This is a genomic window from Shewanella sp. SM20 (assembly GCF_025654545.1).
Taxonomy (GTDB): domain Bacteria; phylum Pseudomonadota; class Gammaproteobacteria; order Enterobacterales; family Shewanellaceae; genus Shewanella; species Shewanella oncorhynchi.
In genome coordinates this window covers 1-23,283 of record NZ_JAKKRK010000065.1, presented here as the reverse complement: position 1 = coordinate 23,283, position 23,283 = coordinate 1, and the positions used below count along the sequence as shown (strand labels likewise).

24 protein-coding genes and 1 pseudogene are annotated in these 23,283 nt (G+C 44.5%); 17 read left to right on the top strand and 8 right to left on the bottom strand.

The features are described from left to right. The 3 genes and pseudogenes from L5M18_RS20455 to L5M18_RS20445 all read right to left on the bottom strand — a co-directional run. A pseudogene (locus tag L5M18_RS20455) lies at nt 1-141 on the bottom strand (IS4 family transposase); the annotation flags it as partial. 159 nt (nt 142-300) lie between these two features. Further along, the gene (locus L5M18_RS20450) at nt 301-1,107 is read right to left on the bottom strand and encodes an NYN domain-containing protein (protein ID WP_263198429.1); all 807 of its coding nucleotides are present in this window, start codon (nt 1,105-1,107) and stop codon (nt 301-303) included. A gap of 20 nt (nt 1,108-1,127) precedes the next feature. Continuing rightward, a complete protein-coding gene (locus L5M18_RS20445; RefSeq protein WP_198573436.1) occupies nt 1,128-1,505 on the bottom strand; it encodes a molecular chaperone DnaJ in 378 nt (125 codons plus the stop codon). 1,323 nt (nt 1,506-2,828) lie between these two features. Between L5M18_RS20445 and L5M18_RS20440 the strand changes: the two genes are divergently transcribed. Together L5M18_RS20440 and L5M18_RS20435 are read left to right on the top strand one after the other, a co-directional pair. Then, the gene (locus L5M18_RS20440) at nt 2,829-3,392 is read left to right on the top strand and encodes a hypothetical protein (RefSeq protein ID WP_263198428.1); all 564 of its coding nucleotides are present in this window, start codon (nt 2,829-2,831) and stop codon (nt 3,390-3,392) included. A 118-nt stretch (nt 3,393-3,510) separates the two neighbouring features. Then, entirely contained in the window at nt 3,511-3,897 is a 387-nt protein-coding gene (locus L5M18_RS20435) for a carboxymuconolactone decarboxylase family protein (protein WP_219253638.1), read from the top strand. Between the two features lie 158 nt (nt 3,898-4,055). Here L5M18_RS20435 and L5M18_RS20430 read toward each other — a convergent pair whose 3' ends face one another. Then, nucleotides 4,056-4,307 carry a DUF2999 family protein gene (locus tag L5M18_RS20430; RefSeq protein ID WP_006083102.1) on the bottom strand — a complete coding sequence of 84 codons (252 nt, stop codon included), beginning with the start codon at nt 4,305-4,307 and terminating at the stop codon, nt 4,056-4,058. 357 nt (nt 4,308-4,664) lie between these two features. On the opposite strand from L5M18_RS20430, the gene L5M18_RS20425 reads away from it, so the two are divergent. The 3 genes from L5M18_RS20425 (at nt 4,665) to L5M18_RS20415 (ending at nt 7,409) form a co-directional block, all read left to right on the top strand. After that, nucleotides 4,665-6,179 (top strand): ATP-binding cassette domain-containing protein, encoded by a 1,515-nt coding sequence (locus L5M18_RS20425; protein ID WP_263198427.1) that lies wholly within the window; start codon nt 4,665-4,667, stop codon nt 6,177-6,179. Between the two features lie 421 nt (nt 6,180-6,600). Beyond that, nucleotides 6,601-6,897, top strand: a complete 297-nt coding sequence (locus L5M18_RS20420; protein ID WP_012088215.1) for a DUF134 domain-containing protein — start codon at nt 6,601-6,603, stop codon at nt 6,895-6,897. Continuing rightward, nucleotides 6,894-7,409, top strand: a complete 516-nt coding sequence (locus tag L5M18_RS20415) for a NifB/NifX family molybdenum-iron cluster-binding protein (protein WP_263198426.1) — start codon at nt 6,894-6,896, stop codon at nt 7,407-7,409. Before L5M18_RS20420 ends, L5M18_RS20415 begins: the two co-directional genes overlap by 4 nt. 19 nt (nt 7,410-7,428) lie before the next feature. Here L5M18_RS20415 and L5M18_RS20410 read toward each other — a convergent pair whose 3' ends face one another. Further along, nucleotides 7,429-7,776: a thioredoxin family protein gene (locus tag L5M18_RS20410; protein ID WP_259511154.1), complete on the bottom strand. Its 348-nt coding sequence runs from the start codon at nt 7,774-7,776 to the stop codon at nt 7,429-7,431. Between the two features lie 266 nt (nt 7,777-8,042). Beyond that, entirely contained in the window at nt 8,043-8,696 is a 654-nt protein-coding gene (locus tag L5M18_RS20405; protein ID WP_263198425.1) for an excalibur calcium-binding domain-containing protein, read from the bottom strand. Between the two features lie 411 nt (nt 8,697-9,107). On the opposite strand from L5M18_RS20405, the gene L5M18_RS20400 reads away from it, so the two are divergent. Next, nucleotides 9,108-9,494: a PadR family transcriptional regulator gene (locus tag L5M18_RS20400; RefSeq protein WP_105251375.1), complete on the top strand. Its 387-nt coding sequence runs from the start codon at nt 9,108-9,110 to the stop codon at nt 9,492-9,494. Between the two features lies 1 nt (nt 9,495). Beyond that, nucleotides 9,496-10,458: a hypothetical protein gene (locus L5M18_RS20395; protein WP_263198423.1), complete on the top strand. Its 963-nt coding sequence runs from the start codon at nt 9,496-9,498 to the stop codon at nt 10,456-10,458. Between the two features lie 147 nt (nt 10,459-10,605). Here the strand turns inward: L5M18_RS20395 and L5M18_RS20390 are convergent, their stop codons facing one another. Continuing rightward, the gene (locus L5M18_RS20390) at nt 10,606-11,421 is read right to left on the bottom strand and encodes a transporter substrate-binding domain-containing protein (protein WP_263198421.1); all 816 of its coding nucleotides are present in this window, start codon (nt 11,419-11,421) and stop codon (nt 10,606-10,608) included. A 327-nt stretch (nt 11,422-11,748) separates the two neighbouring features. On the opposite strand from L5M18_RS20390, the gene L5M18_RS20385 reads away from it, so the two are divergent. The 8 genes from L5M18_RS20385 to L5M18_RS20350 all read left to right on the top strand — a co-directional run bounded on the left by L5M18_RS20385 (nt 11,749) and on the right by L5M18_RS20350 (nt 19,804). After that, nucleotides 11,749-13,806, top strand: a complete 2,058-nt coding sequence (locus tag L5M18_RS20385; RefSeq protein ID WP_411569280.1) for a TonB-dependent receptor — start codon at nt 11,749-11,751, stop codon at nt 13,804-13,806. 261 nt (nt 13,807-14,067) lie between these two features. Continuing rightward, entirely contained in the window at nt 14,068-14,910 is an 843-nt protein-coding gene (locus L5M18_RS20380; protein ID WP_263198420.1) for an AraC family transcriptional regulator, read from the top strand. A 138-nt stretch (nt 14,911-15,048) separates the two neighbouring features. Further along, nucleotides 15,049-15,762 (top strand): LysE family translocator, encoded by a 714-nt coding sequence (locus tag L5M18_RS20375; RefSeq protein WP_263198418.1) that lies wholly within the window; start codon nt 15,049-15,051, stop codon nt 15,760-15,762. Between the two features lie 97 nt (nt 15,763-15,859). Next, a complete protein-coding gene (locus tag L5M18_RS20370; protein ID WP_263198416.1) occupies nt 15,860-16,690 on the top strand; it encodes a hypothetical protein in 831 nt (276 codons plus the stop codon). Between the two features lie 732 nt (nt 16,691-17,422). Then, nucleotides 17,423-18,364: a hypothetical protein gene (locus tag L5M18_RS20365; protein ID WP_263198414.1), complete on the top strand. Its 942-nt coding sequence runs from the start codon at nt 17,423-17,425 to the stop codon at nt 18,362-18,364. 64 nt (nt 18,365-18,428) lie between these two features. Then, nucleotides 18,429-18,812 carry a hypothetical protein gene (locus tag L5M18_RS20360; protein WP_263198412.1) on the top strand — a complete coding sequence of 128 codons (384 nt, stop codon included), beginning with the start codon at nt 18,429-18,431 and terminating at the stop codon, nt 18,810-18,812. A gap of 101 nt (nt 18,813-18,913) precedes the next feature. Then, on the top strand, nt 18,914-19,327 hold the full coding sequence (locus L5M18_RS20355) for a hypothetical protein (RefSeq protein ID WP_263198409.1): 414 nt from the start codon (nt 18,914-18,916) through the stop codon (nt 19,325-19,327). A gap of 81 nt (nt 19,328-19,408) precedes the next feature. After that, on the top strand, nt 19,409-19,804 hold the full coding sequence (locus L5M18_RS20350; protein ID WP_263198408.1) for a hypothetical protein: 396 nt from the start codon (nt 19,409-19,411) through the stop codon (nt 19,802-19,804). A 187-nt stretch (nt 19,805-19,991) separates the two neighbouring features. On the opposite strand, the gene L5M18_RS20345 is transcribed toward L5M18_RS20350, so the two are convergent. Further along, on the bottom strand, nt 19,992-21,932 hold the full coding sequence (locus L5M18_RS20345) for a GGDEF domain-containing protein (RefSeq protein ID WP_263198406.1): 1,941 nt from the start codon (nt 21,930-21,932) through the stop codon (nt 19,992-19,994). 224 nt (nt 21,933-22,156) lie between these two features. Here L5M18_RS20345 and L5M18_RS20340 point away from each other — a divergent pair, with 224 nt between their 5' ends. Continuing rightward, nucleotides 22,157-22,918 (top strand): phosphatase PAP2 family protein, encoded by a 762-nt coding sequence (locus tag L5M18_RS20340; protein WP_263198403.1) that lies wholly within the window; start codon nt 22,157-22,159, stop codon nt 22,916-22,918. 124 nt (nt 22,919-23,042) lie between these two features. Further along, nucleotides 23,043-23,283: transposase (locus L5M18_RS20335; RefSeq protein ID WP_263198401.1), on the top strand; the 241-nt coding region annotated here is incomplete at its 3' end.

The following is a 23,283-nucleotide window of genomic DNA, read 5'->3' as shown; positions in this document are numbered from 1 at the left end:
ATTTCGACCTAACTCAGTCAAGGTCAGTGTCTTACATTCAATCAGTGCCTTAGAGGCCAGCATCAAGCTGTTTAATCGTTTTAGGTGAAGTTCTGGGCAGTATTGGTGTAAAGAATGTTGTAGGATATTGGCTTCGCGCATCTTGTTGTCCAAGTGTAGTTTTTAGCGAAACCATTTGATCATGCAACAAGATGCGCTTCCACTCTAATTTGATGATTTATTTGTAAATCATCAGGGGATTCTTCAGAATTGAGTGTATATATTTTGTTTTAGTTGATTTTATAAATATTAATCGACTAATTATTTTTCATTCTTCTTAGCTCTTTTTATATATCTTACCCATAGCACAGAGCCGTGGGTTTTACGCATTTCGAAGAGATCGATTGCGGCAAAGAGATCGCTGAGTTTTTTAAACCCGTAGTTTCGCTGATCGAAAGAGCTGTGATTTGAGATATGTGAGCCTATTGGGCCGAGTTGCGCCCAGCCATCTTCCTCTTCTGTTGCTTCTATGGCTTGACGCAACATATTGAGCAGTTTGGAGTCACTTTTTAAATTACATTTCTGCGGTGTGGCGGTTTTAGGCTGAACTTGCTTGGTTTTACTAATTGAGTCAGGTGTCGTTGGTGGAAGCTGGGTTAATTCTGATATCACCTCTATTTCTTCTGCGACAACAACAGGTTCTGCGTCGAGGTAGAGGAAGCGAGAGCAACTATTCACAAAAGCGGCTGGTGCTTTACGTTCTCCAAAACCAAAAACGGTTTTGCCATCAGCTAAGGCTCTCGTCACTAAGGGAGTAAAGTCGCAATCCGAAGATATTAAACAAATAATGTCTATATCTTTAGTGTAAAGAATGTCCATAGCATCAATAACTAAAGCAATATCGCTGGCATTTTTACCTTTGGTAAGATCGAATTGTTGGATGGGCTGAATGGCATATTCATGCAGGATATCTTCCCATGGCTTTAGGTTCGGGCTTTTCCAGTTACCGTAAGCTTTTCGAATACTGATGAGACCGTGTTTTGCAAGCTCAGCAAGTACAACATCAAACTTCTTGGCTGGCGCGTTATCTGCATCAATGAACACCGCAATTTTTTCTTTATTCTGCATTTTAACTCCAACGAATGTGGTTATGCTTTACCCGTTTTTAAGGATGAGAAGTAGTACCCGCAGATGGAGCCAATTATTGCACTTGAAAAAGCAAGAAGTTCGGTGAAGTACTTGTTTTCAAAAAAGGCGGCTAGGCTGATGATTGTGAGTAAGACCATTACTAGCATGATTGCTAAGATGGGCGCAGTCCTCTTATTAATTCGTTCAGTTAGAGGTTCGGCTTTTCCAATTCCACCGCAAGAACCACATATTAGTCCAAATTGATTTCTTCTTCGCCAAATAGGTAATTCGTTTAGTTTTGCGCAGCGTTCACATGAACTGTTATTAATTCCATTGGAACAAGTTCCTGTTCCTGAACAATGTTTACAATCATAAAGATTGACCATGACATCTTGCATTTATGTTCCTTCATAAATTTGGGGATATTAGGGACAGGTCTGTGATGGTGGCTTTATCTTAGGATTGAAGCACGCTACCGCCCATGGCTCTTGCTACCAGACCGCAAATACAGACAATAAATTTTAATAAAAACAATAATAAAGCTATCAGTCTGTGGTTTGTAAAACCTTAAACTGAATCACAATTAGTTCAGAGGGGGAGCATCTTTAAGGAGAGGTATAGAAAGCTTTTCCTTGCCTTGTTCGCTTTTCTAGAGCGGATCTTCCCTGACTCATTTGTATATCGCCATATTTTATTAGCGAGATTTTCGCTAACACCAAACTAGCGATGATTGATTAAGTAATTGCTTAAGTGTTGTTTATCAATCAAAAATTTAAACTAGCGTACAGCATATGGTGAATAGCGACAATAGTGAGTTGTTGCCCAGTAAACCAAAGACGGAATATGCATCTTTTTATCAAATAGCACGCAACACCAAAGCGATAGACGTTAATTTAACGTGCCACCCATTGTTAAATTTGCAGAGTGTATGCTTATAAAAAGGCATACAGATAACTGGAGAGTTGGTTGGATTAAGCATTGGCATGTAAGTGACCGTTGACGGCATGGCCGCTCTTTCACATCCATGAAAATTTAATGGGCCACGCATTGTTAAATTTTAAAAAAGGGATGGTGGGTATAATTCTGTTTGCTTTGCATGACTCGCAAGCAACACCAAATATAAAAGAGATACACCTTCCCCTGCGAAGTTGTCGAAATACGCAGATAAAAATGCCGTGGCGACATCATGGATGATGGCGCAGGCTCGGGGGGACAGGGATGTCCCATCTGAGCCGTTAGGCAATTTTTATTGGAGTATGAGACCAGTTACTAATACATGTAACTTCGCTAGGGGCGTCTTGGAGAATCCAAGGAGGATAGGACGAGCAGTCCTCCTTGGTCGGGTGTGGGGTGAAGCCCCACGATCTTGATTTACTTTGGCTGTTAAGCCGCAAACGAGCTGCAAAATAGTCTGCCAACCTTTGAAAGATCGAAAGCGAGGACAGACACATTTCTTTCTGAGTTATTTACAAGAAAAATATAGGTATCTTTGAGTATTCCAAGCTTCTATCACTTGGCCGTAGGGTTATATAAAAATGGCAGTCTTACGTGTGATAGATTGGAGACTATCCTAATGATAAATTGGTTGAATACTAATATATTGGCAGACATTTAAGCTGAACAAAAATAGTGGGTTAAGCTCTTTTTCTCAATTACAATGCACTATTTTCATTCGCCAAATGCGGCATTAAACGAGCAGGAAACCCAGTATGAATATCTCAATGATTACCGCGCTTCAGAGTGCTATTACCGAAGCGCTCGCGAGTATACCAACCGCTGAGGCGGAGCAGATCTATGCATTGTCTTTCTATATCAACAACGAATATGACGATCCCCGTCTGCCTACGCTGACAGTCGGCTATAACACAGTCGATGAGTGGCATGCCTCGATTCCAAAGGCTTCTAGCTCTGACGAAGCAAAATGGAACTATGCCTTCTGGCTTCAAAACGAACTCCTCGTCTTTGGGGATTCTGACTCTCAGACTGCGGATATCTTAGCTCGCTGGGTGGCCGATCTCGGTCTCGGGTACAGTGATGCGGAGGAAGATGTCGATTTTGATCGCTGCCTTGAGCTTGGTCAGGAGATAACCGAGCAATTTGTTGCCGCAGTATGCGTTGTCGCTTCTACACTCCATTCCAACTTAACCGTTAGTCGCGTTTTCGGTCGTTCGGTACCCATCATAGTTCACGAGCTCGAGTACTATAACGAGATCGCAGATCAGACAGAGGCCTGTAACCCTCCCAGACTCGCCGAAGAGTTCGTTGCTTGGGTGCGCTCAATCTAACGTTAGTTATCAGTTATAGGTGGTAAGGATATAGGGCAGATTGGTTGGTGGCGGTTCAATAAGTCTAATTACAGATCTTAATCACATAGCTTAATCACATAACAAAAAGGATGCATCGATGAACGATGAGCAATACGAGAAGGGTCTTGAGGTGCGTCGTGCAGTGATGGGCGATAGCTATGTGGATAAGGCGCTCAATAGTGCGACGGATTTTACACAACCGCTGCAAGATTTAGTTACGGCCAATTGCTGGGGTGAGGTTTGGGTGCGTGATGCCATTTCAAGGCAAACGCGCAGTTTGATTACTATTGCGACGCTGGCGGCATTAAAGGCGCCGACTGAGTTAAAGGGCCATGTGCGGGGCGCGCTAAACAATGGCTGCTCGGTTGAAGAGATCCAAGAAGTCTTACTGCATTGCACCGTTTACTGCGGTATGCCTGCGGGGATTGAAGCTTTTCGAGCGGCAAAAGAGGCGATTGAGGAGTGGCAGGCGCAAAACAGTTAGTTCACTTGGTACTATCATTTTGAGCGTCAATGGCTTTGGGGTTTAGTTGCTGTGGGGTTTAGTTACTTTGCGGTTTCGTGGTTTTAATATTCGCTAGGGGAGCTGAGTTACGCGCATTCCCCTAGCGCATGATGGCTACAAACTTGAACAGTCTGCGCTTATTTTTGTAGCTGGGCTTTTGCGGCTTCTACTTTTGAGAAATCCAAACCGAGTTCGAGTACGGCTTCTTTGATCAAGGCTGGTTTCTGCATCACTAGCCCCAACAGTTGTTGTAATTTTTCGGCTGGGATACCTAATTGACCGAGCGTACCCATCGCCATTAATGGATTTTCGGTTAATGTTTGAAACAGTTCTTGGATTTTAGCGTCACTGACGTTGTGTTCTTTTAAGATGGCAATAATGGGATTCATTGCATTACCTTGTTGATATGAAAGTTAAACAGGTGCCGATTTTATCACAGTTCTGCCAGAGTGGTTGCCTCACACATGCGTACCCATTGGATGTTGCCACGCTTTGCCTATGCCATTAAGCGCATTAGATTTTATTCCCAATAAGCTTTACTCTGGTGACGTATTCCCCAAAATCTGCCGATAAACCCTGAGCGACTGTCGTGCATCGTGAGCCGTTGCATTGGATATTATGGCTCTAGATATCATGACTCTAAGATATTGTGGCTCTAGATATGATTGCCTTAGATATCATGGAGCAATGCGATTGGGTAATCGCTGGCTTTTATCATCCCTTAAAAATAGAAAGGAACTGTGGTTATGCTTGATGTTGTCGCGAACCAAGACAAAAGTATTGTGGTTAAACAGTTACGATACGGGCGTGATAATGAGGTGCTAGTGGTCGATGAGTGGCAACTGCACCCTGCTGAACATTGGGCGATTTTCGCGACCGACAGTTATTGTGGTTCCTTGCTCGGGCGAATATTAACGGGTGATATTCTGCCCGATGAAGGGACGATTGCTGGCCTGCCGCAACGTATCGGCTGGGTGTCACTTGGGTTGCAACAAGCGTTGCTGGAGCGCGAGTTAGAAAAAGACGAGTTGGATTACGGTTCGAGTGTCGAATCCTTAGTGTTGGAATGCTGCCAAGATGCCAAGCAACTCCCAGCATTATTACAAAAGGTTGGGCTTGAGCCGCTGCGTCGGCGTGGTTTTCGGCAATTATCCACGGGCGAAACGCGCAGAGTCATGCTGGCACGTGCACTGGCAATGTTACCGCAATTGCTGATTTTAGATGACCCTTATGCAGGGCTCGATGCTGAACATCAGGCGAGTTTATCTGAGCTGCTGAGTGAAGTGGCCGAACATAGCCAGTTGCTGATCATTACCTCACGCCAAGAAGAATTGCCGCCGTGCATCAGCCATGTGGCGCTGTTTAATGGCGAGATGCTGAAATCTGGGCAGAGTGTGCACAAACTCAGCCCGTCGATGTCGATTGAGCAATGGCTCAATCATCCTGTGATGGCGCAGTTGAATGCGTTATCGGCGCAACGTAGCGATGAACTCTTGGCCTTGATGGAGCGGCAAAGGCACAACGCCGAGGCGTTTGATCCTCTGGTCGAGATTAAAAATGGCAAAGTGGAATATGTCAGTGGGCTGATTTTCAGCGGCGTGAATTGGCGCATTGAAGCGGGGCAACATTGGCAAGTTCGTGGCCCAAATGGTTGCGGTAAAAGCACTTTGCTGGGGCTGATTTTAGGCGACCACCCCCAATGTTATAGCAATGACATCACGCTCTTTGGCCGACCTCGCGGAAGCGGCGAGAGTATTTGGCAGATTAAACAACGGATTGGCATAGTATCGTCGGCGCTGCACTTGCAATATCGCGTCAGTTGCTCGGCATTAGATGTGCTGCTTTCGGGCTTTTTTGACTCTATTGGCCTGTACCATAAACCCACTAAGCCTCAGCTAGATTTGGCGAAGGAATGGTTGGCGATTTTGCACATGACAGGGCTGGCGAGCACCAGCTTTAAGAAGCTCGATTATGGTCAGCAGCGGTTACTGCTGATAGGTCGCGCCTTGATTAAACAGCCACTGTTACTGATTTTAGATGAGCCGTATCAGGGCTTAGATTTCATCAATCGCACCTTAGTGATGCGGGCGCTGGAGATGATAGCCGAGCATCATCTGAGCCAATTGCTGTACGTGTCGCACCATAGGGAAGATGCCTTACCTGCGATTAAAAACTTTGTCGATTTTATTAAGCAAGATGACGGCTATTCGGTACAGGTAAACTACTGTGAGTCTGAGGATTTAACCCGTTTAAATCAGTAAATGCCACCTATCACAGCAGCTTAACGGCTGCTTATTTTTTTTTGAGAGTTTGTCATTATCCCTCGGCACTCCAACGCAGATTAAAACTGACCTTGCAGGGCGCTAGCCATTGAGTGTGTTAGTCACGCCAGACAGCCGTTCTGTTAATTAGTCATGCTTGATATAGGTAACTGTGAGCCGTCCTACAGTTTTGAATGTCGTTGGCGCGAATAATAGTTTCTGGCCTAGGCCAGAAACTCGTGACAGTTTTATGGTTCATCCACTGAACTTATTCATCAAGTCAGTTATCACGCTTGAGAATCCAAAGCTATGGACTCCCTTAGCTAGATGAGCCGAGTGTCGTGCGCTGTAAACAAGATGTGCACTAAGACCTAAAACCCGATTTCAAGACATTTAAGACGACTTAAAGATAAAAACCGTTATGCCAAGACCCAAAAAATGCCGTCAATTATCGAGCTGTGTGCCCTGTAGCCTATTTAAGCCTAATGGGATCCCTGCGGTTAAATTAACTCATATTCAATTAGAGGCCGATGAGTTTGAGGCCCTCGAACTGGGTGATGTGAAAAGATTAAGCCAGATCGAAGCCGCGGCCTTGATGGGGATCTCTCGGCAAACCTTTGGATACCTGCTCGCCAATGCCCGTAAAAAGGTGGCGACGGCCATTACTCAAGGTCAAGCCTTGAGACTGCCAACCCAAACAGACAAGGATTTATCATGATTATTGCCATGCCGATGAGCCGCGAACGCCTCGCCAGTCACTTTACTAAAGCCCTACAGATTGGTTTTTATAACGAACAGCTTCAGCTGATCAAGCTGGTCGATAACCCGGCAATTGAAGGTGACTGTAGTGCTAAAAAAGCCTTATTAGAGCTGATTATTCAACAGGGTACCAATATTGTACTTGTGCAGAATATCGGTGAGCGCATGTTAGGAAAGTTGCTCGATGCGGGGATTAGCGTGAGTAAAGGCAGTGCCAGTCAAACAGTGGCGACTTTGCTTGCACAAACAGCGGATTTGAATCTTAGGTTGACGGATGCATCCCAAGGTCGCGCTTCACTCAAACATGCAGCCAAGGGCGGATGTTGTCATTCTACAGGTGACGGCTGCGGTTGCAGTGGTAAAGCTAAAGCAGCACCTGGCTCAACACGTCTTATAAGCACGCCAGCAGTACAGGTTAAGCTCGATAAGTCAGTGCATTACGCTGGGTTTAGGCCGCTGGTAAACAAATAATCTCAGTGTTTAATTTGAATTATTCCGCCACAGTTAAAGCGTAGGGGCGGGCAAGCGCCCCTCGAATATCCGCTAACGAAAACACCTTGGAAAAACGTCCAAAGGTTTTGCCATAAAACACACATTCCACCACAGGCAAGGCAAATACATTGCGGCTCGCCGCTATCTCACCTTGGGCTTGGCAATCAATATAGGCCATCCGCATCTGCGGGAACGCTTGCGCTAACATCTCAGCAATTCTTGGTTTGAGCGTTTGACACACACCGCAGTTTGGCGCGCCAAATAACAACAGCACCGCAGCGTGCTCGGTTAACATGGACTCAAGCATCTCTGGTGAATCAATTTGCGTGATGATATCGGTGTGCATGCGTTGCTATTTAGAAGTTGCTATGGGTATGAATTAATGGGCTAGTTTGCGTGTTTTTAGACTTAAAGCCAGCCCATTTTTACCACGCTACTACCGATAAATTGACCAAGGTAGAATAAGCCAAGCATGAGAAGCCCGATACTGGCAGCAATCACTCCGATTTGCTGTATGCCTGTTAGACGATTTAGCCATTGTTTTAGATTATTTATCATTTCGCTACCTGCTCAGGCTTAAGGTTACCCGCGTGACTTTACATATGCGCATCGCTAACTGCACCACTGACGCTCGCAGGGAATGCCATCACCGTCACCATCCATTTGAGTATTGGGGCAATGTTGGATATAGAATGTCGCTTCAGCACAGGAACTCATGTGGCTGCAATGGGTTTTACCCGCTTCACATTGGAATCTTGGCGTTGCAGGTGTTTGAGTTCTCACTTTAGTTTCGTACATGGGCATTCTCTGAATGTCCTCATTCGTGAGGACTGGTACTTCATCGATTGCAGGAGCTTCATTAAATTCTTGGTATTGTTTAAAGCCAAAGATAACTATGGCAACGATTATTAGCAGCGGGATTATCGTATTAAATGAAGATTTTCGTGGGCTATGGTAATGGGCTTTGTCTTTGTTATTGAAGTTGAAGTTTTCATTGCGTGATTGGACATGAGAGTGGGAGCGCGGTGTTGCACTTGCTGCAATAACAGCGACGCCTTCAATTGAGGCGATAACCGCTTTTCTCTTGCCGTCATTTTGCACTTCCGTTTGATACAGAATGCTGTCGCCCACTATGGGTTTTCTCGCCATCTTTTTCAGCACCGAAATGTGAATAAACACATCTTGGGCTGCATTTTTTTCAGGCTGAATAAAGCCAAATCCCTTTTCATCGTTCCAGCGTACCAGCACGCCTCTATCCATGAGCATTTTCTATGTCCTTAATTTAACGGCTTAATATTTTTAGTTATTGAATATCAATACTTACTTGAGTCGTGCCTATTTATCTCTTTTAAGGAGCAAACCGTACTTAGGTTGACGAGTCAGCGATTCAATGTTGGCAGCTAAGTTACTCAAGCAAAGGAAGTTTTGCAATTTTTTATCTTGAATTTGCTTATGTGTGACTCATTCGCATTGAGTGTATGGCGGTGGGGAAATGTGAGCACTTAGCAGAAACGGTTGGCATTTTTGTAAATTCAATACAAACAATAGATTGCATTAGTAACAAACAAAGTGATCAAAAAATGTGCGTAAAAACTTGCAATCTTACTGTGTGCTACATAGTATTTGCTGTGTGGCGCACAGTGTGTGTGACACAGTGTTAAGGATAGGAATTCGACAATGACAAGTTCACAGCTAGTCAAAATGCGACTCGAGTTGCGCCGTGGGGTATTAGTGTTGGCGGTACTGGGATTATTAAAACAAGCCCACTACGGTTATTCGCTCCGCAAACAGTTGCAGGAAGGCGGTATCGATATTGACGAAGGGACTCTGTATCCCTTAGTGCGCCGCCTAGCCGATCAAGGATTGTTGGATAGTGAGTGGCGACAGGCCGAAGGGCGTGAGCGTCGTTATTACCAATTGTCGTCATTGGGGGCTGAGTTGCTCAGTCAACTTACCGATGAATGGCAGCAACTTAATGGCGCCTTGGCTTTTTTACTGGAGCAAAGCGCTGACACTAATGGCTCAGATATGAAAAGCTCAGACGAGAGTGCAGAGGAGATTTGATATGGAATTAGTCGATCGCTATATCGCCGCGGTGCAGCGAGAATTACCCGAGAATAAACGTCAGGAAATAGGCCGTGAATTAAAAGCCAATATCTGCGACCAATTGGATGCCCTATCTGAACAAGGTGAATTGACTGAAGCGCAAATTGTCGCGGTATTAAAGCAAATGGGTCATCCCTGTAAGGTCGCGCAGCAATTTGTTCCGGCAGTACCTATTATTGCCTCTGAGGATATTCCGCTTTTTAAACATACACTTTTCACTGTGCTTGGGGTCTTGTTTGTGCTGCAGGTTGTGGGCGGCACGACTCAATGGTTGGGCTCTGCAGAGGGGGATCTATTAGGATTTATCCACCATATTGCCAAAGGTTTTATCGGCGATGCCTGTCTTGCCTTTACCGCTATCCTGTTGGCCTTTTGGAGTTTCTCGGCTCAGGGGAAACCCCTATCTGGCAGCAATTGCCAAAAATGGCAGCCGCAGAATTTGCCTAAGGTTGGGCCCGGTTGGCAGCATATTAGTTTAAGCGATGTGTTTACCGATCTGGCGACATATCTTTTTCTCTTACTTGTGATTTGGTGTTCTGTGTGGATGAGTAGCGAGCAATTAGCCGCGCGGACTGTGATTTTCAGCGCCAGTGCTCAGCAATTGTTGCAATGGTTTAGCCCTATTATTTTGCTGTCTATGGGGAATAGTCTCTGGCAACTACGCCGCCGAGTGTGGACTACTGAATTGTTACTGGCGAATATGGGGATCAATCTTGCTTATGCCTCGTTCTTAGTCTTTCTGGCCTTTAGTTCGCCACTATTACAAAGCCAAGTACAAAACCAAGGCGCTGAATTAAATGGGGAGTTTACGTTATTACAGTTAGAACACTGGCTAAGTTATACTCTAGTGATTGCCGCTATGTTCCCTGGCTATGAGGTGATTCGCTATGGGTTGCGTTGGCGTAAACTCGCAAGCAAATAAGTAAGGTTTAACCTAGGTTTTGTAGGTGAGTTTTATGCGCTTTTTCATCGAATACATGGCCTGTTCAGTATGATTGAACAGGCTTTTTACATTAGTGCCATCTTCTGTGGGGAAAAGTAAGCCACGACTTTTACATTCGATGCTGATTTATTCTGGGGTATCGCCATGATTCATTTCATTATTAAGCGATTTTTGGGCCTGTTGTTTGTAGGTGTCAAATATACCTTCTTGCTTCATCTGTTTTAGCTCCCGAGCAAGATTAACGGCGAGTGCCGCGTGACGTTTATTTAAGTAACCATAGCTGGTGAGTTCTTCTAGGGTGGCAATCGCGATTATTTTGCTGCCTTGAAACTCAGGCGTTTGTAATAGATCCAATGAGCTTGCCTCCGTATCAATATAGATATCGATTCGGTCGCGGAGCATTTTACGAAAGGAGCTCGCAGGGGACGAAGATTCAGTCAGACGCTCCTTAGGAATGAGTCCCTTTAGCTTTTGTTCTGCGAGGAACACGCCTCGATAGTATTCGATCTTGTATCGACTCTTTTGCAGCGCTTGCCAGTCAGGTATTTTGATTTCGGGATTGTGCGCGAAGGCAATTAAATGGGTATCGATAACCGGTTCTTCAATTCGAATGAGGTTGGTAAACTTTTCGCCATAATGAGATACACGCCCCGGCTCACCATCCACTTTACCTGAATCCGCCATCATACTGGCGCGGGCTGCGGGAACCACTTGATAGGAGAAGTCATATCCTAAGCGTTCAAAGGCTTGGGCGTAAATCAGTTCAGCCCATTTAAAGTAGAAGTTATGTTTGGGGTCCTCATAAAACGCCATCGTAATGATAGGTTTATCAGCAATCATCGCTGTGGTTTCTGCTGTTGATTTGCTGGTTGCATGAACCGAGACACAAAAGAAAAGGCCTACCCACACACTCCAAATGTGCATATTGCTCCATCGTTGCATAGCGTGTCTCTAAAAGTGTTGAGTTATTTAGAGTATAGCTAGCCTGATAAATGGGTTCATTTTTATTCAAGCAAGATTATTTTATTACCATGATTTCGCACTAACACACGGTTGAAATGTGATCTACTGGCGGACATTTTGTCCTTTTGGGTTTAAAAATGTGCGATACGGCACATAGAAATGATATTTGCCTGTATTTTGCTGGTTTTTTATTCATCAGAGTTTGAGCTTGATCGGTTTTTTGTTTGTAAATAAGGCGTTAAATCCCTGCCGTCTATCACCTGTAGTAGGAAAGAAAGGATGAAATCGGGACTGGGATTATCAGGAATGCGGTTATCAAAGCTTTGGTTATCAATGACGTGGTTATTACCTCTTTGTTGTTTATCGAGTGCCGTAATGGCAGAGGTGGCAACGGATAATATCGAACGCCTTGAGGTGCGCGGCAGGCAAATTAATACCTTAGGCCATAGTACCTCGGCATCTGAGGGAATAGTCGGCGCGGCAGAAATCGAGAGTCGCCCCCTATTACGAACCGGTGAAATCCTCGAATTTGTTCCTGGGATGATAGTCACTCAGCACAGTGGTTCGGGTAAAGCGAATCAGTATTTCTTACGCGGCTTTAATTTGGATCATGGCACAGACTTTAATACTCGAGTCGATGGTATGCCTGTGAATATGCGAACTCATGGGCATGGTCAGGGTTATACGGATCTTAACTTTTTGATCCCTGAACTTATAGGCGAGATCCGTTATGCCAAAGGCGCTTATTATCCTGAGGTGGCCGATTTTTCTGGCGCGGGTGCTGCGCAATTACTGCTGGCTGATCAACTCCCACATAACCAAGTTGGGGTGACGTTGGGTGAATATGGCTACCAGCGACTCGTGGCGACTCAGGAGCTAAACACTGACATGGGTCGTTTTATTTGGGGTGGTGAGGCACAAACCTATGATGGCCCGTGGACGGATATTGATGAGGATGTGAGTAAGATCAGTGTCGTCGGGCGTTATTTAACTCGGCTCGGCGAGGGTGACTTGAGCGTCACTATGATGGCCTACGACAACAACTGGAATTCGGCGGATCAGATCCCCGCCCGTGCGGTGGATTCTGGATTAATTGATTTTTATGGATCTTTAGATAAAGACGTCGGCGGTGAATCTAACCGTTATAGCGTTTCAGCTAATTACGATGCGGGTGATTGGCAGGGAAATGTCTACGCTATTCGCTCGACTATGAATTTATTCTCTAATTTTACCTATTTTTTAAACGATCCCATCAATGGTGATGAGTTTGAACAAGTTGATGAACGCACGATTTGGGGCGGCGATCTCAAGCGTGATTGGCAGACTTCACTTGGTGGCACTCAACTGAATTACAGTGTGGGCAGCGATGTGCGTTATGACGATATTGGCGCAGTGGGTTTGTATAACACTCAGGCGCGACAACGGCTAAATACGGTAAGGCTTGATGAAGTGCAAGAGTTGTCGAGTGGCATTTTTGGCAAAGTTGAGTGGCTGCCAGCTGATCAATGGCGTTTTAATCTTGGGCTGCGTTACGATTATTTTGATGTGCAGGTCGACAGTGATAATCCGCTTAACAGTGGCGATGCGTCCGATGGTATGTTCAGCCTCAAAGCCGGCGCTTCTTATTTGTGGAGCGATAATCTTGAGTTATATGTTAATGCAGGCCAAGGGCTGCATTCGAACGATGCCCGCGGTGCGACGATTAAGGTTGACCCCATGAGTGGCGATGAGGTCGAAAAAGTCGATCTGCTCGTGCGCTCAAATGGCGGCGAATTTGGGGTGAAATACTATGACAGGGACTTTATTAATTTCTCTGCTGCGATCTGGTATCTGCAACTAGATTCAGAATTAGTATTTGTGGGCGATGCGGGTAACACTGAGCCGAGTCGTGCATCTGAACGTTATGGTGCTGAATTAACGGCTTATTATTGGCTGAATGAGGCAATCAGTATCGATATGGAATTAGCGTGGACTAACGCCAGATTTACTGAAAATGAATTTGAAGAGGGTAAATATATTGATGGCGCGGTTCCCTTTGTTGCCAGTGCGGGCATCACCTATCGACCCGACGGCGATGGCCTGTATTCGAGTGTACGTGTGCGACACCTTGGCGAGCGGGTGCTCGACAGCTTTAATGATCACAAGGCTGATGCGACCACATTAGTTAACCTCGCGTTAGGATACGAGTTCCGCCGCTTCGACACTAAGCTTGAGCTGCTCAATGTGTTTGATAGTAAAGATCACGACATAGATTATTTTTATGCCTCTCGTTTGCCCGGCGAAGCAGCCGAAGGGGTTGAAGATCAGCATTATCATCCTGTTGAGCCACGAATGGTGAGAGTCAGCGTGAGTTATCATTTCTAGTGATATTCATCTGTTAAGGCGATATCGAAGGTTATTACGTATGTCGCCGAGCAAAAATGTATCTCAATTAAGCGTCCAGATAGTTGGGCGCTTTTTTTCTGCTGCACTAATTTAAGCACTAATCTAAGCCCAAATCGTTTCAAACTATGTGGCTGCAATAATTTACTATTCCCGCGCTGACAATGGAGGCTAGAATGAGGACGAGTCGATCTGAGTTTCCCCCTGTTTTACAGCTGATGCTATAGGTAATCGCCGCGAGTTATGAGTACTGCAACACCCATTGAAAACATTAATTATTGGCGTCATCCTAGCTTATCAGGCATAGAACTGAGTCAGGCGGAATTCACGCATTTCAGCTTTGATAAACATGTGCATCTGGATTACCACTTAGGCGTAGTCACTCAAGGTGCGCAGCAGTTTGTGAATAAGGGCAGCAGTTATCAGCTTGGTCAGCACAGCCTATCGACCTTAAATCCCGACGAAACCCATGATGGTCAAAGCCGCGATGCCGACGGTTATCGGGTGAAAGTGATGTCGATCCCTGTGGAATACATGAATGAAGTCAGCCAAGAACTGGGGTTGAAGGAGCACTTTTTTAGCGCGCCTATGGTGGATGACCCGACGCTTTATCAATATTTTATTCAACTACACGAGCTATTAATTCAAGGCCAATGCAGTGCGCTTGCGGGTGAGTCCCACTTACTGAATTTTATTCATCTGCTGCTGGAGCGTTACCCAAGCGGTATTTCATCTTGCCTATCTAACCCGAGTCAACAACTCGGGTTATCTAAGTTACAGGTGAGCTTAGTGAAACAGCGAATTCACGATGAGCCTTGGCATAATACTCAACTTGAAACCTTAGCTAATGAAGTTAATTTAAGTAAGTTTCAGTTTTTACGGCAATTTAAACAGGCAACAGGGATGACTCCCCATGCTTATCTCAAGCGGGTGCGTTTAGAGTTGGCGAAAAAGTCCTTAAGTCATGGCGCTTTAGTGGCGGATGTGGCGCAGCAGTTCGGATTTTTCGATCAAAGTCATTTAAACAAAGCTTTTAAGCAGGCATTCCTATTATCGCCAGTGCAATTTCAGCGGCGTATGCTCTAATTTCCCCCGTCTTTCAACTGCCGCTGATTTTAAAAAACACTGAAATAGTGCAATTTATTACAATTCAGCGCTGCGACAAATTGCCATACTGGCTGCCTCAGTTATCGTTATTAACCTTTTTTGCGGAGCCGCATATCTATGGATTTATCTTTATTACTCACCTTGGCTGTAATCCATGCCGTTGCTTTAATCAGTCCCGGACCCGATTTTGCCATTATGGTGAAGATTGCGACTCAGCAGTCCAGAAGCACTGCGGTTTCCGCCGCTGTGGGGATTTCAATAGCCATTTTAGCTCATACGATTTTGAGTCTGACCGGTGTGAGTCTACTCATTAAGAGTTCGCACACTCTGTATCTCTTAGTGCAAATTGTGGGCGCTTCTTACCTCGCTTGGATGGGGTTTGGTGCCCTGCGTGCCGGCCTTGCGATACTCGCTAAACGTAAAATGAGTGCCAGAGTCCATGCAGGGACAAATGATGATGCTGTCATTAGCGCTGGTGACGTTGAAGGCGTGGCGTCTGTTGCTGGTGGCTTAGGTGGCGCTATGTCGCGCAGGCAAGGTTTTTTGACTGGGCTTTATACCAATCTATTGAATCCGAAAGCATTAGTGTTTTTCTTAACCCTTTTTTCGGCCTTGATTACCCCAAATGTTACAACGAGCACTAAAATCGCTTCCGCTATTTTGTTGTTGTCTTTGTCATTGGCATGGTTTGGCTTTTTAGCGGTAATGTTGTCAAAGGCGCAGGTGCAACTTAAATTGCAGCGACTAACACCGGTTATCGATGTGGTTATTGGTGTCATCTTTATGTCGGTAGCCTTGGCGATTTACTCAAACCTATTATTAACTGCTTAGTCAGGCGCAGTGTAAATCACCTTAGGTTTTAGTCTGAGGCACTTATGGTATTCTTGGCCTTTAGTCTCAGCAGAGACATTTGGAGTAAGGGATAAAGATGCCATTCGCCTCACGACTCAAGGGAAGCAAATTAGCTGTTTTCAGCCAAGTTACACTGATGAATATCGCGTTTTCTGCGGCGTTAATATTCAGCGTTATGGGTTTAAGCATAAATGCAAACGCCGCTGATGAAGCCATGCCACAGGAATATATCCCTCTGGTGCAGGGGCTTATCGACGCCGCCAAGGCCAATGATCTTGAGGCGCTTGCTAAGCGTGTGGCTTACCCGCTTAAACGTGAATATCCGATCCCCGCGATTCAAAATACGCAGGAAATGATCGCACGTTTCGATCAGGTTTTTGATCCTAAGCTGCTTGAGCAGATCGCCCATTCTAAGATTGAAGCCGATTGGCAGACAATGGGCTGGCGCGGCATTATGCTCGGTAGCGGTGTTGTGTGGCTGGATTTTGATGGCAAGATCATCGCCATTAACTATCAAACACCGGTAGAGGCAAAACTGAAAGCAGAGCTTATTGCTAAGCAACAAACGGAATTACATCCAAGTGTGAGTGAGTTTGTCAGCCCAGCGTTATCTTGGGAGACCGCCAAGTTTACCATTCGTGTCGATGATATGGGGAACAGCCAATACCGCTATGCCGCATGGGCAAAGGGTAAGGCATTGAGTGAAAAGCCAGATTTAGTGCTGAATAAAGGCAAACTCGTTTTTGATGGCAGTGGAGGGAATCATTCATACCAATTTCGCAGCGGCCCATACCAGTATTATTGTTATGTCACCGTCTTAGGCGGCAGCGATAGTCCTCTAGGCGAGCTAGTGGTGTTTAAGAATGACCAAGAAATACTGACACAAGCTGTCATTAAAGCAGACTAGTCTCATTTCCCTATCCCTATGAGTGAGATTTAAAGCCGCGACCCTATGGTGATGGTCGCTGCTTTAATAATCCTAACGATTTCCTTTAGCTAGAAGCTATTGCCCCAAAGTGTGTTTCGTAGTTTGAATGCTTTAATCAAAATCAAAGTCGTGGGGCTTCACCCCACACCCGACCAAGGAGGACTGCTCGTCCTATCAAAAACGTCCATGTTAAATAGCCAGCTCGATATCCATATCTCGCGCTCAAAGCGGCCGTAGGCCTTCGCCCTTGGATGCGCTTTACATCCATGTAAATCCCTCCAGTTCGGCAGTCCCTGCCTCTCGCTCATAAGCGCGAAAATCACCGATTTTCATTCGCCCCTGCACCTGCGAAAGCTAGTCGGTCATCCATGACCGAACTCACGCACTCTTTATTAAATCAAGAGCTCTATTCGCCCTGCGGCAACTCCGAGTGGAGGTGTATTCCTTGGAGTTTTGAGTCGTTAGATAGCGATTGATCAGCAAAAAATAAGCGCGAAAAATGAGAAAGCTAAAACGATATCAAGTGATTACCCATCAAACTGTATAAAAAACCGCTACCGCAAAAAAGCAAATTCCTATAGCATCATTTATACCCATTTACATGGATGTGGCAGTGGCCATATTTGAGATTTAGTCAACAAGCGATTTATGCCCTGCAAACAGCGCAGCGCATAAATACTAAGACGTTAACTGCTACCTAGAATTGAGATTATGCGCGTAAAACTAAAAAAGATAGCCGACAATTTGAGCGATGAAGAACATTCATCTATCGCGGATGAAATACGCCAAGGAAAAATCGATGGTATATCTCTATCATACTTAGGTGGTGCTTTTGGTCCTACATGGTCTGCGGGTAACGATTACAGTTTAGATTTCCTGAAACACTATTCGGGCATTAGAGCTTTAGAGATTTTTCTTCCTGCGCTAACAAGTATTGATGCTATTGCTGAGCATGTAAACGAAATAGAGTTTTTGAGTCTGGGAGAGCTTAATAAAAAAACTGTATCTTTAAGGCCTCTATCAGATCTGAATAAGTTAAATTCTCTGAGTTTGGTCAAAAATAAGAAAGATATCGATTCTATAGCTACGCTCACTAGCCTTAGAGACCTAACCCTTTCAGGGTATCAAGAAAAACAAATAGAGCATGTTGCCAGTCTGAGTAATTTAGAAAGTTTATATTTGGGTTTCGGCACATTTGAAGACCTAAATGCTATTAAAGGATTATCTAAGTTAACAAGCCTAGAAATACTTTGGGTAAAGAAATTACACGACCTAAGTGCCCTGGAAAACCTGACATCTCTTGAGATATTGCATTTAAGTACTCTAAAGCAAGTTACATCCATTCCAGATGTTTCCAATCTAAAGCACCTTAAGAGCTTGGTCATGGATACCATGAATGGACTTTCCTCTTTGTCAGGTATTAAAGGCAGCTCAATTAACGAATTGGCTGTAATTAATTCGAAGATAGATCCTGTATTGTTTTCTGAGCTAAATAATAGTTTGCCAGTGCTGCAGCGACTTGTACTTGGTCTCGGAACTAAAGGGAAAACAAATGAAGCATCTAGTTTCTTTGATAGTTCCGTTATATGCGACACATTTAATGATTTAAAATACAGTACAGCCAGAGGCTATAGAATTGAGTTCTGCAGTTAACAAGGCGCTGCTGTCGGACAAATTTTCCGCTGCGCTCCGCAGAGCGCGGCGTTAGGCATACACAATGAGCCGTAGATACCTTAATCTTCAAGAAGCCGAGTCGGCGCTTAAGCGAGGGAAAGCAGTTGAGTGCTTTTTTGGTGGCTGTGAACGGGATGGCCGTGCTGGTATTCAGTGGCTAAGCGTTCTAGGTCCCAAATCCGAAATAGATGTTTCAGTTTACGAAACTGCTGATTTGGGTGATGAATCATTCCTTAATATTTATGAGTTTGGTCCACTAGATCCAGACCTAGAGCTAGAGGATGCCAATGAGGTCAAATCATTCACTTCATTTGGCCAAGCGATAGAGTTTATTGAGCAACGATTCGCAGGATCATCTGAAAGGTTATTGAACGAGTTTATGATTCAGGATGAATATGCCGACTATATTTCGAGGGGCCGGAAGTAGAAATGCCTAACAATCGCAGGCACAGCGACGGCCTTTTCGTTGCAGCTCCGCCTTCACTACAAAACCGCGCGTGCTGCGGGCGTTAACTTTATGGAAGAACTATGCACCCTCAAGCACCGCTTCAATTTTGCTATCAGGCCCTTACAAAAAAGGCGGTAAGCTATTATCGCTGGTGGGTTATCGGCACTATATTACTTGTTCTTGCTGCATTCGTTGGTGTTACAGCTTTTGAAATGGCTGAGTGGTTATTATTTTTAACCTTTGTCCTTGCAGGGATGGTAATGACTATCACAACGCTAAGGCTTTTCTTAGTGAAACTCTTTGAAGAGAATGCTGATGCGATTAATCTGTTCTCTAGTTATTTTCCGTCTCTGCTAGGCACCCGTAGATTGGAGTTAGCTTGTAAGATAACAAATTCAGTTTATTACGGAGTGTTTTATCTTTGTTGTTATTTCTTGTTGGCAGCTATTTTTTTGTTCCCGCTGTCTTTAGTTGTAGAGTATGCAAAAAGTTAACAAGGCAAGTCAGCATCGCACCTTCGGTGCTGGACTCGCTAACGCTCGCCGCTTGCGGTGTTATGTTCTCAGGGAGAGGTTGTGAATTTGGAGCACTTTTTACGAGCCGTGTTTATTGCTGTAACAATATGTTTTGTTCCAATTATGCTGTTTTACTGGAGTAATGAATCTGACTTAATAACAATGGATTTTAAATACTTCTATGGATCAATACGTTTTGTTTTAGTGTTCTATTTTATATTCTCAATTATTGGATGGATGTTAATTGGCTTTCCTGTGCATTGGGTGGCAGTAAAGTTCTTTAATCAGAATAAATGGTGTTATTTTTTAGGGATTCTAGCTTTCGGTATTCTGATTTCATTACCTTCTATGAAAATTGAATTGTTTTTGTTTTATGCAGGTATTTCGGGATTACAAGCAATCTTATTTTTGTGGTGGTTAGCAAGAGAACATAATAAGTTGCTTAAACGGACGTAAAACAGTTGGCTTGCGTTTGTAAGGTGATAACCCATAGAGATTTTAATCCGAACTCCACGAATTAGAGTAAAAAAACTAGCTCACTTTTGTACAAATGTGAGTTATAACATTCTGTGGAAATGACTATTCACGTAGCATTATTCAGTCGGTTTTAATTCGCGAAATAAAAAGAGCATTAAGGATGAACTTAATGCTCTTTTTTATGGATAAATGCCTGCTCAAACTGTGTTGCGGTAATGGGTTTACCGTAGAGGTAGCCTTGGCCTAAGTCGCATTCTTCGTGACGAATAAAGGCATCTTGTTCTAGGGTTTCTACGCCTTCGGCGATCACTTCCAAGTCTAGTTTCTTACCAATGGCAATAATTGCCTTTGTTAACTCTCTATTTTGTTCGTTTTCTTCGAGTTTACTAATAAAGCAGCGATCGATTTTTAAGGTGTCGAAAGAGTATTTTTGTAGATAACTTAAGGATGAGTAGCCTGTGCCAAAATCATCTAGGGAGATGCGGATACCGAGTTCTTGTAGTTTTTGGATAGCATTGTGGGCAATGTGTTCATCCTGCATCAGCATGCCTTCGGTAATTTCAAGTTCTAAGGCGGTCGGTGGCAATTGATAGAGGGTGAGTAAGTCGGCTATGTGTTCGCTAAAGCGGGGATTGCGCATTTGCAAAGGGGAAATATTGATGGCGATTTTAAACTCTTGGCCTACCTCGCGACACCATTTTGCCGCCTGAGACAGTGCGGTATGCAATACAAAATTGCCAATATCGATAATCTGGCCATTACGTTCAGCTAAGGCGATGAATCTGTCTGGGGCGACATTGCCAAGGATGGGATTATGCCAGCGCAGCAGGGCTTCAGCACCAATCACTTGCTTCGTCTTTAAGTTAATAAAGGGTTGGTAATGCAGGCTTAACTCGTTCTTGTTCAGTGCATCGACCAAGTGGGATTCCAGTTGATAGCGTAGGTTTAAAGCGGCTTGCGTATCTTGATTAAAGAAGCTGTGAGTTGAGCCATCAGCCTTGCTGATCGTCATGGCCGCTCCGGCTTTTTGCAGCAGGATGGCGGCATCGATACCATCCATAGGCGCTTGTGCTATGCCCATGCTCGAGGGAATCGTGATTACAAAATCAGCCACACCAAAGGGGGTATTACAGCAGTTAAGCACTTTATTGATGAGTTTATTGGTTTCGTTATTCGAAGGTTTGTGGGCTTGAATAATCACAAATTCGGCGCCAGCGATGCGGGCGATAAAGGTGTTTTCATCGGTATAGTGCTGTAAACGTTGGCTGAGAATAGTGAGAATTTTATCGCCAATCAGGTAACCATAACTGTCGTTGATGGATTTGAAATTACGCAGCCCCAGATAGAGTACTGAAATCTTTTCTTTGCGATTCACTTTTTCGAGCATGATCGACAGACTATTAATCAAATTGATGCGGTTGGGTAATCCCGTGAGCGGATCGTAGCTTTTATGGTATTCCAGTGAGGTTTCGGTGGAGGTGCGGTTTTCGATTTCTTTGATGAGCTTGCCGCTAAGTTCGGCGAGTTCATAGGTGCGTTGTTGCACTTTTTGCTCTAACTCTTGGTTGTGCAGTTGCAGCTTTGCCTGTTGATAGAGGGTGACGAGGTTGGCTTCGATACCATTTTGAAAACGAGCGAGTAAGCTGCGAAACGATTGGCTGTAATTATGCTCTTTATTATCGAGCATGCAGATAGTGCCAAAGGCGCTGTTATCGGGCCAGCGTAAAGGTAAGCCACAGTAGGCAATCATGCCGAGTTTTATATCAGGATTTTTATCCCAGTCTTTATCTTTTAGGGCATTCGGAATGTGAAGTTCCTTGCCTCCTTTTATCACTGTCTCGCAGTAAAGTCCGTGGCCTAAACTGTCTTTGTCGTGTTTTTTATAGGGATTCCCCTGAGTGCGGCTCGAGGTAAACACTTCTATATCGGTTTGATGGACACGCATGATTAAAGCCGCGGGAGTGTCGACCAATTCAGAGAGCAAATCTAAGGTTTGTTGCCAGTTATCAACCATTTCTTGGGGAACAACGATTTTGTCTGTGTCGATAGCAATGTCGGCGAATAAACGATCTTTTTGAGACTGATTAATGGCGAAATTGTATGGCATGAATGCTCAGTCCTAGAGGCGCGATATTATTTATAAACTATAGTCTTTTTACTCATGTTGTGAGTTTTTTGAATAAATTTAGTTGTATTGCGATGTAAATTTTGTGTTAACGTCGGCGCAATTGCGTTTCTTAAGTTTTAGATAAGAATTCAGCGCTACCCTAACGCAAGATATTCTAGTCATTGGATTTATGAGTGAGTAACTATTTGAAAGGTAATGTTAGGATGACATTTATCGATTTTGCCAAAGGGCATCTAATCGCGCCACTTTTAGTGTTTGCGGTGATCATCTTTGGGCTTGAATGGACTCACGCTGATATGAAAGTGGCGACCTTGTTATTTCATTGGCAGGGTGGTGTCGACTCTTGGCCATTAAGAGGCCATTGGCTGACCGAAAATGTATTGCACGTTGCTGGGCGTAACTTTGTTATCTTGCTGGCGGTGAGCGTTGTAGTCGGCATTGCCTTTAGTTTTCGAAGTGACAGGGTTAAGCCGTACCGTAAAGGGTTGATTTATCTATTTTGTAGCGTATTGGCGAGTGTTTTGCTGGTACGTATTGGCAAGAGCGTTACCCATATGACCTGCCCGTGGGATGTGATTGAGTTTGGCGGCCGTATGCTGCATTCCTCCCTGTTTGCCCGTTTACCTGAAGGCGCTGAATTTGGTCAATGTTTCCCTGGCGGCCATGCTAGCGGTGGGTTTGCTTGGGTTGCCTTGTATTACGTCTTGCGTGAGTATCGTCCGCATTTAGCTAAGTTTGGTTTGATTTTCGGGGTGAGTTTAGGCCTAGTGTTCGGTATCGGCCAAGAGTTACGCGGTGCCCATTTCTTGAGCCATGACTTATGGAGTTTAGCTATTGCATGGACGTCGGCGAGTCTACTTTACTATAGTTTTTTCCTGCGTCCATCAGGGTTTAAAAAAGCTAAATTTGCCGATGTTAGCCAAAGAGTCAATGTTAAATCCACTGCTGGATTAACACAAAAATAGCGGACTGTGAAACTGACATAACCTATGTGATTAACCTAAACACTGAGTCCTGTAGTGGCACACTAATTTTGGCCACCTAAATAGAGGTGATATTATTACCTCGTAGATGACTTTASGTGAACACATGAGATCGACAACCAGAAAAACATTTAGTGCTGAATTCAAACTTGAAGCAGCCCAATTAGTCCTCGATAAAAACCATAGCATCATCGAAGCTGCAAAGGCGATGAACGTAGGTAAGTCCACTATGGATAAATGGGTGAGACAGTTAAAACTAGAACGCCAGGGTGGCACACCAAAAGCATCTCCGATTACCCCTGAACAAATTGAAATCCGTGAGCTGAAGAAGCAAATAGCTCGTCTTG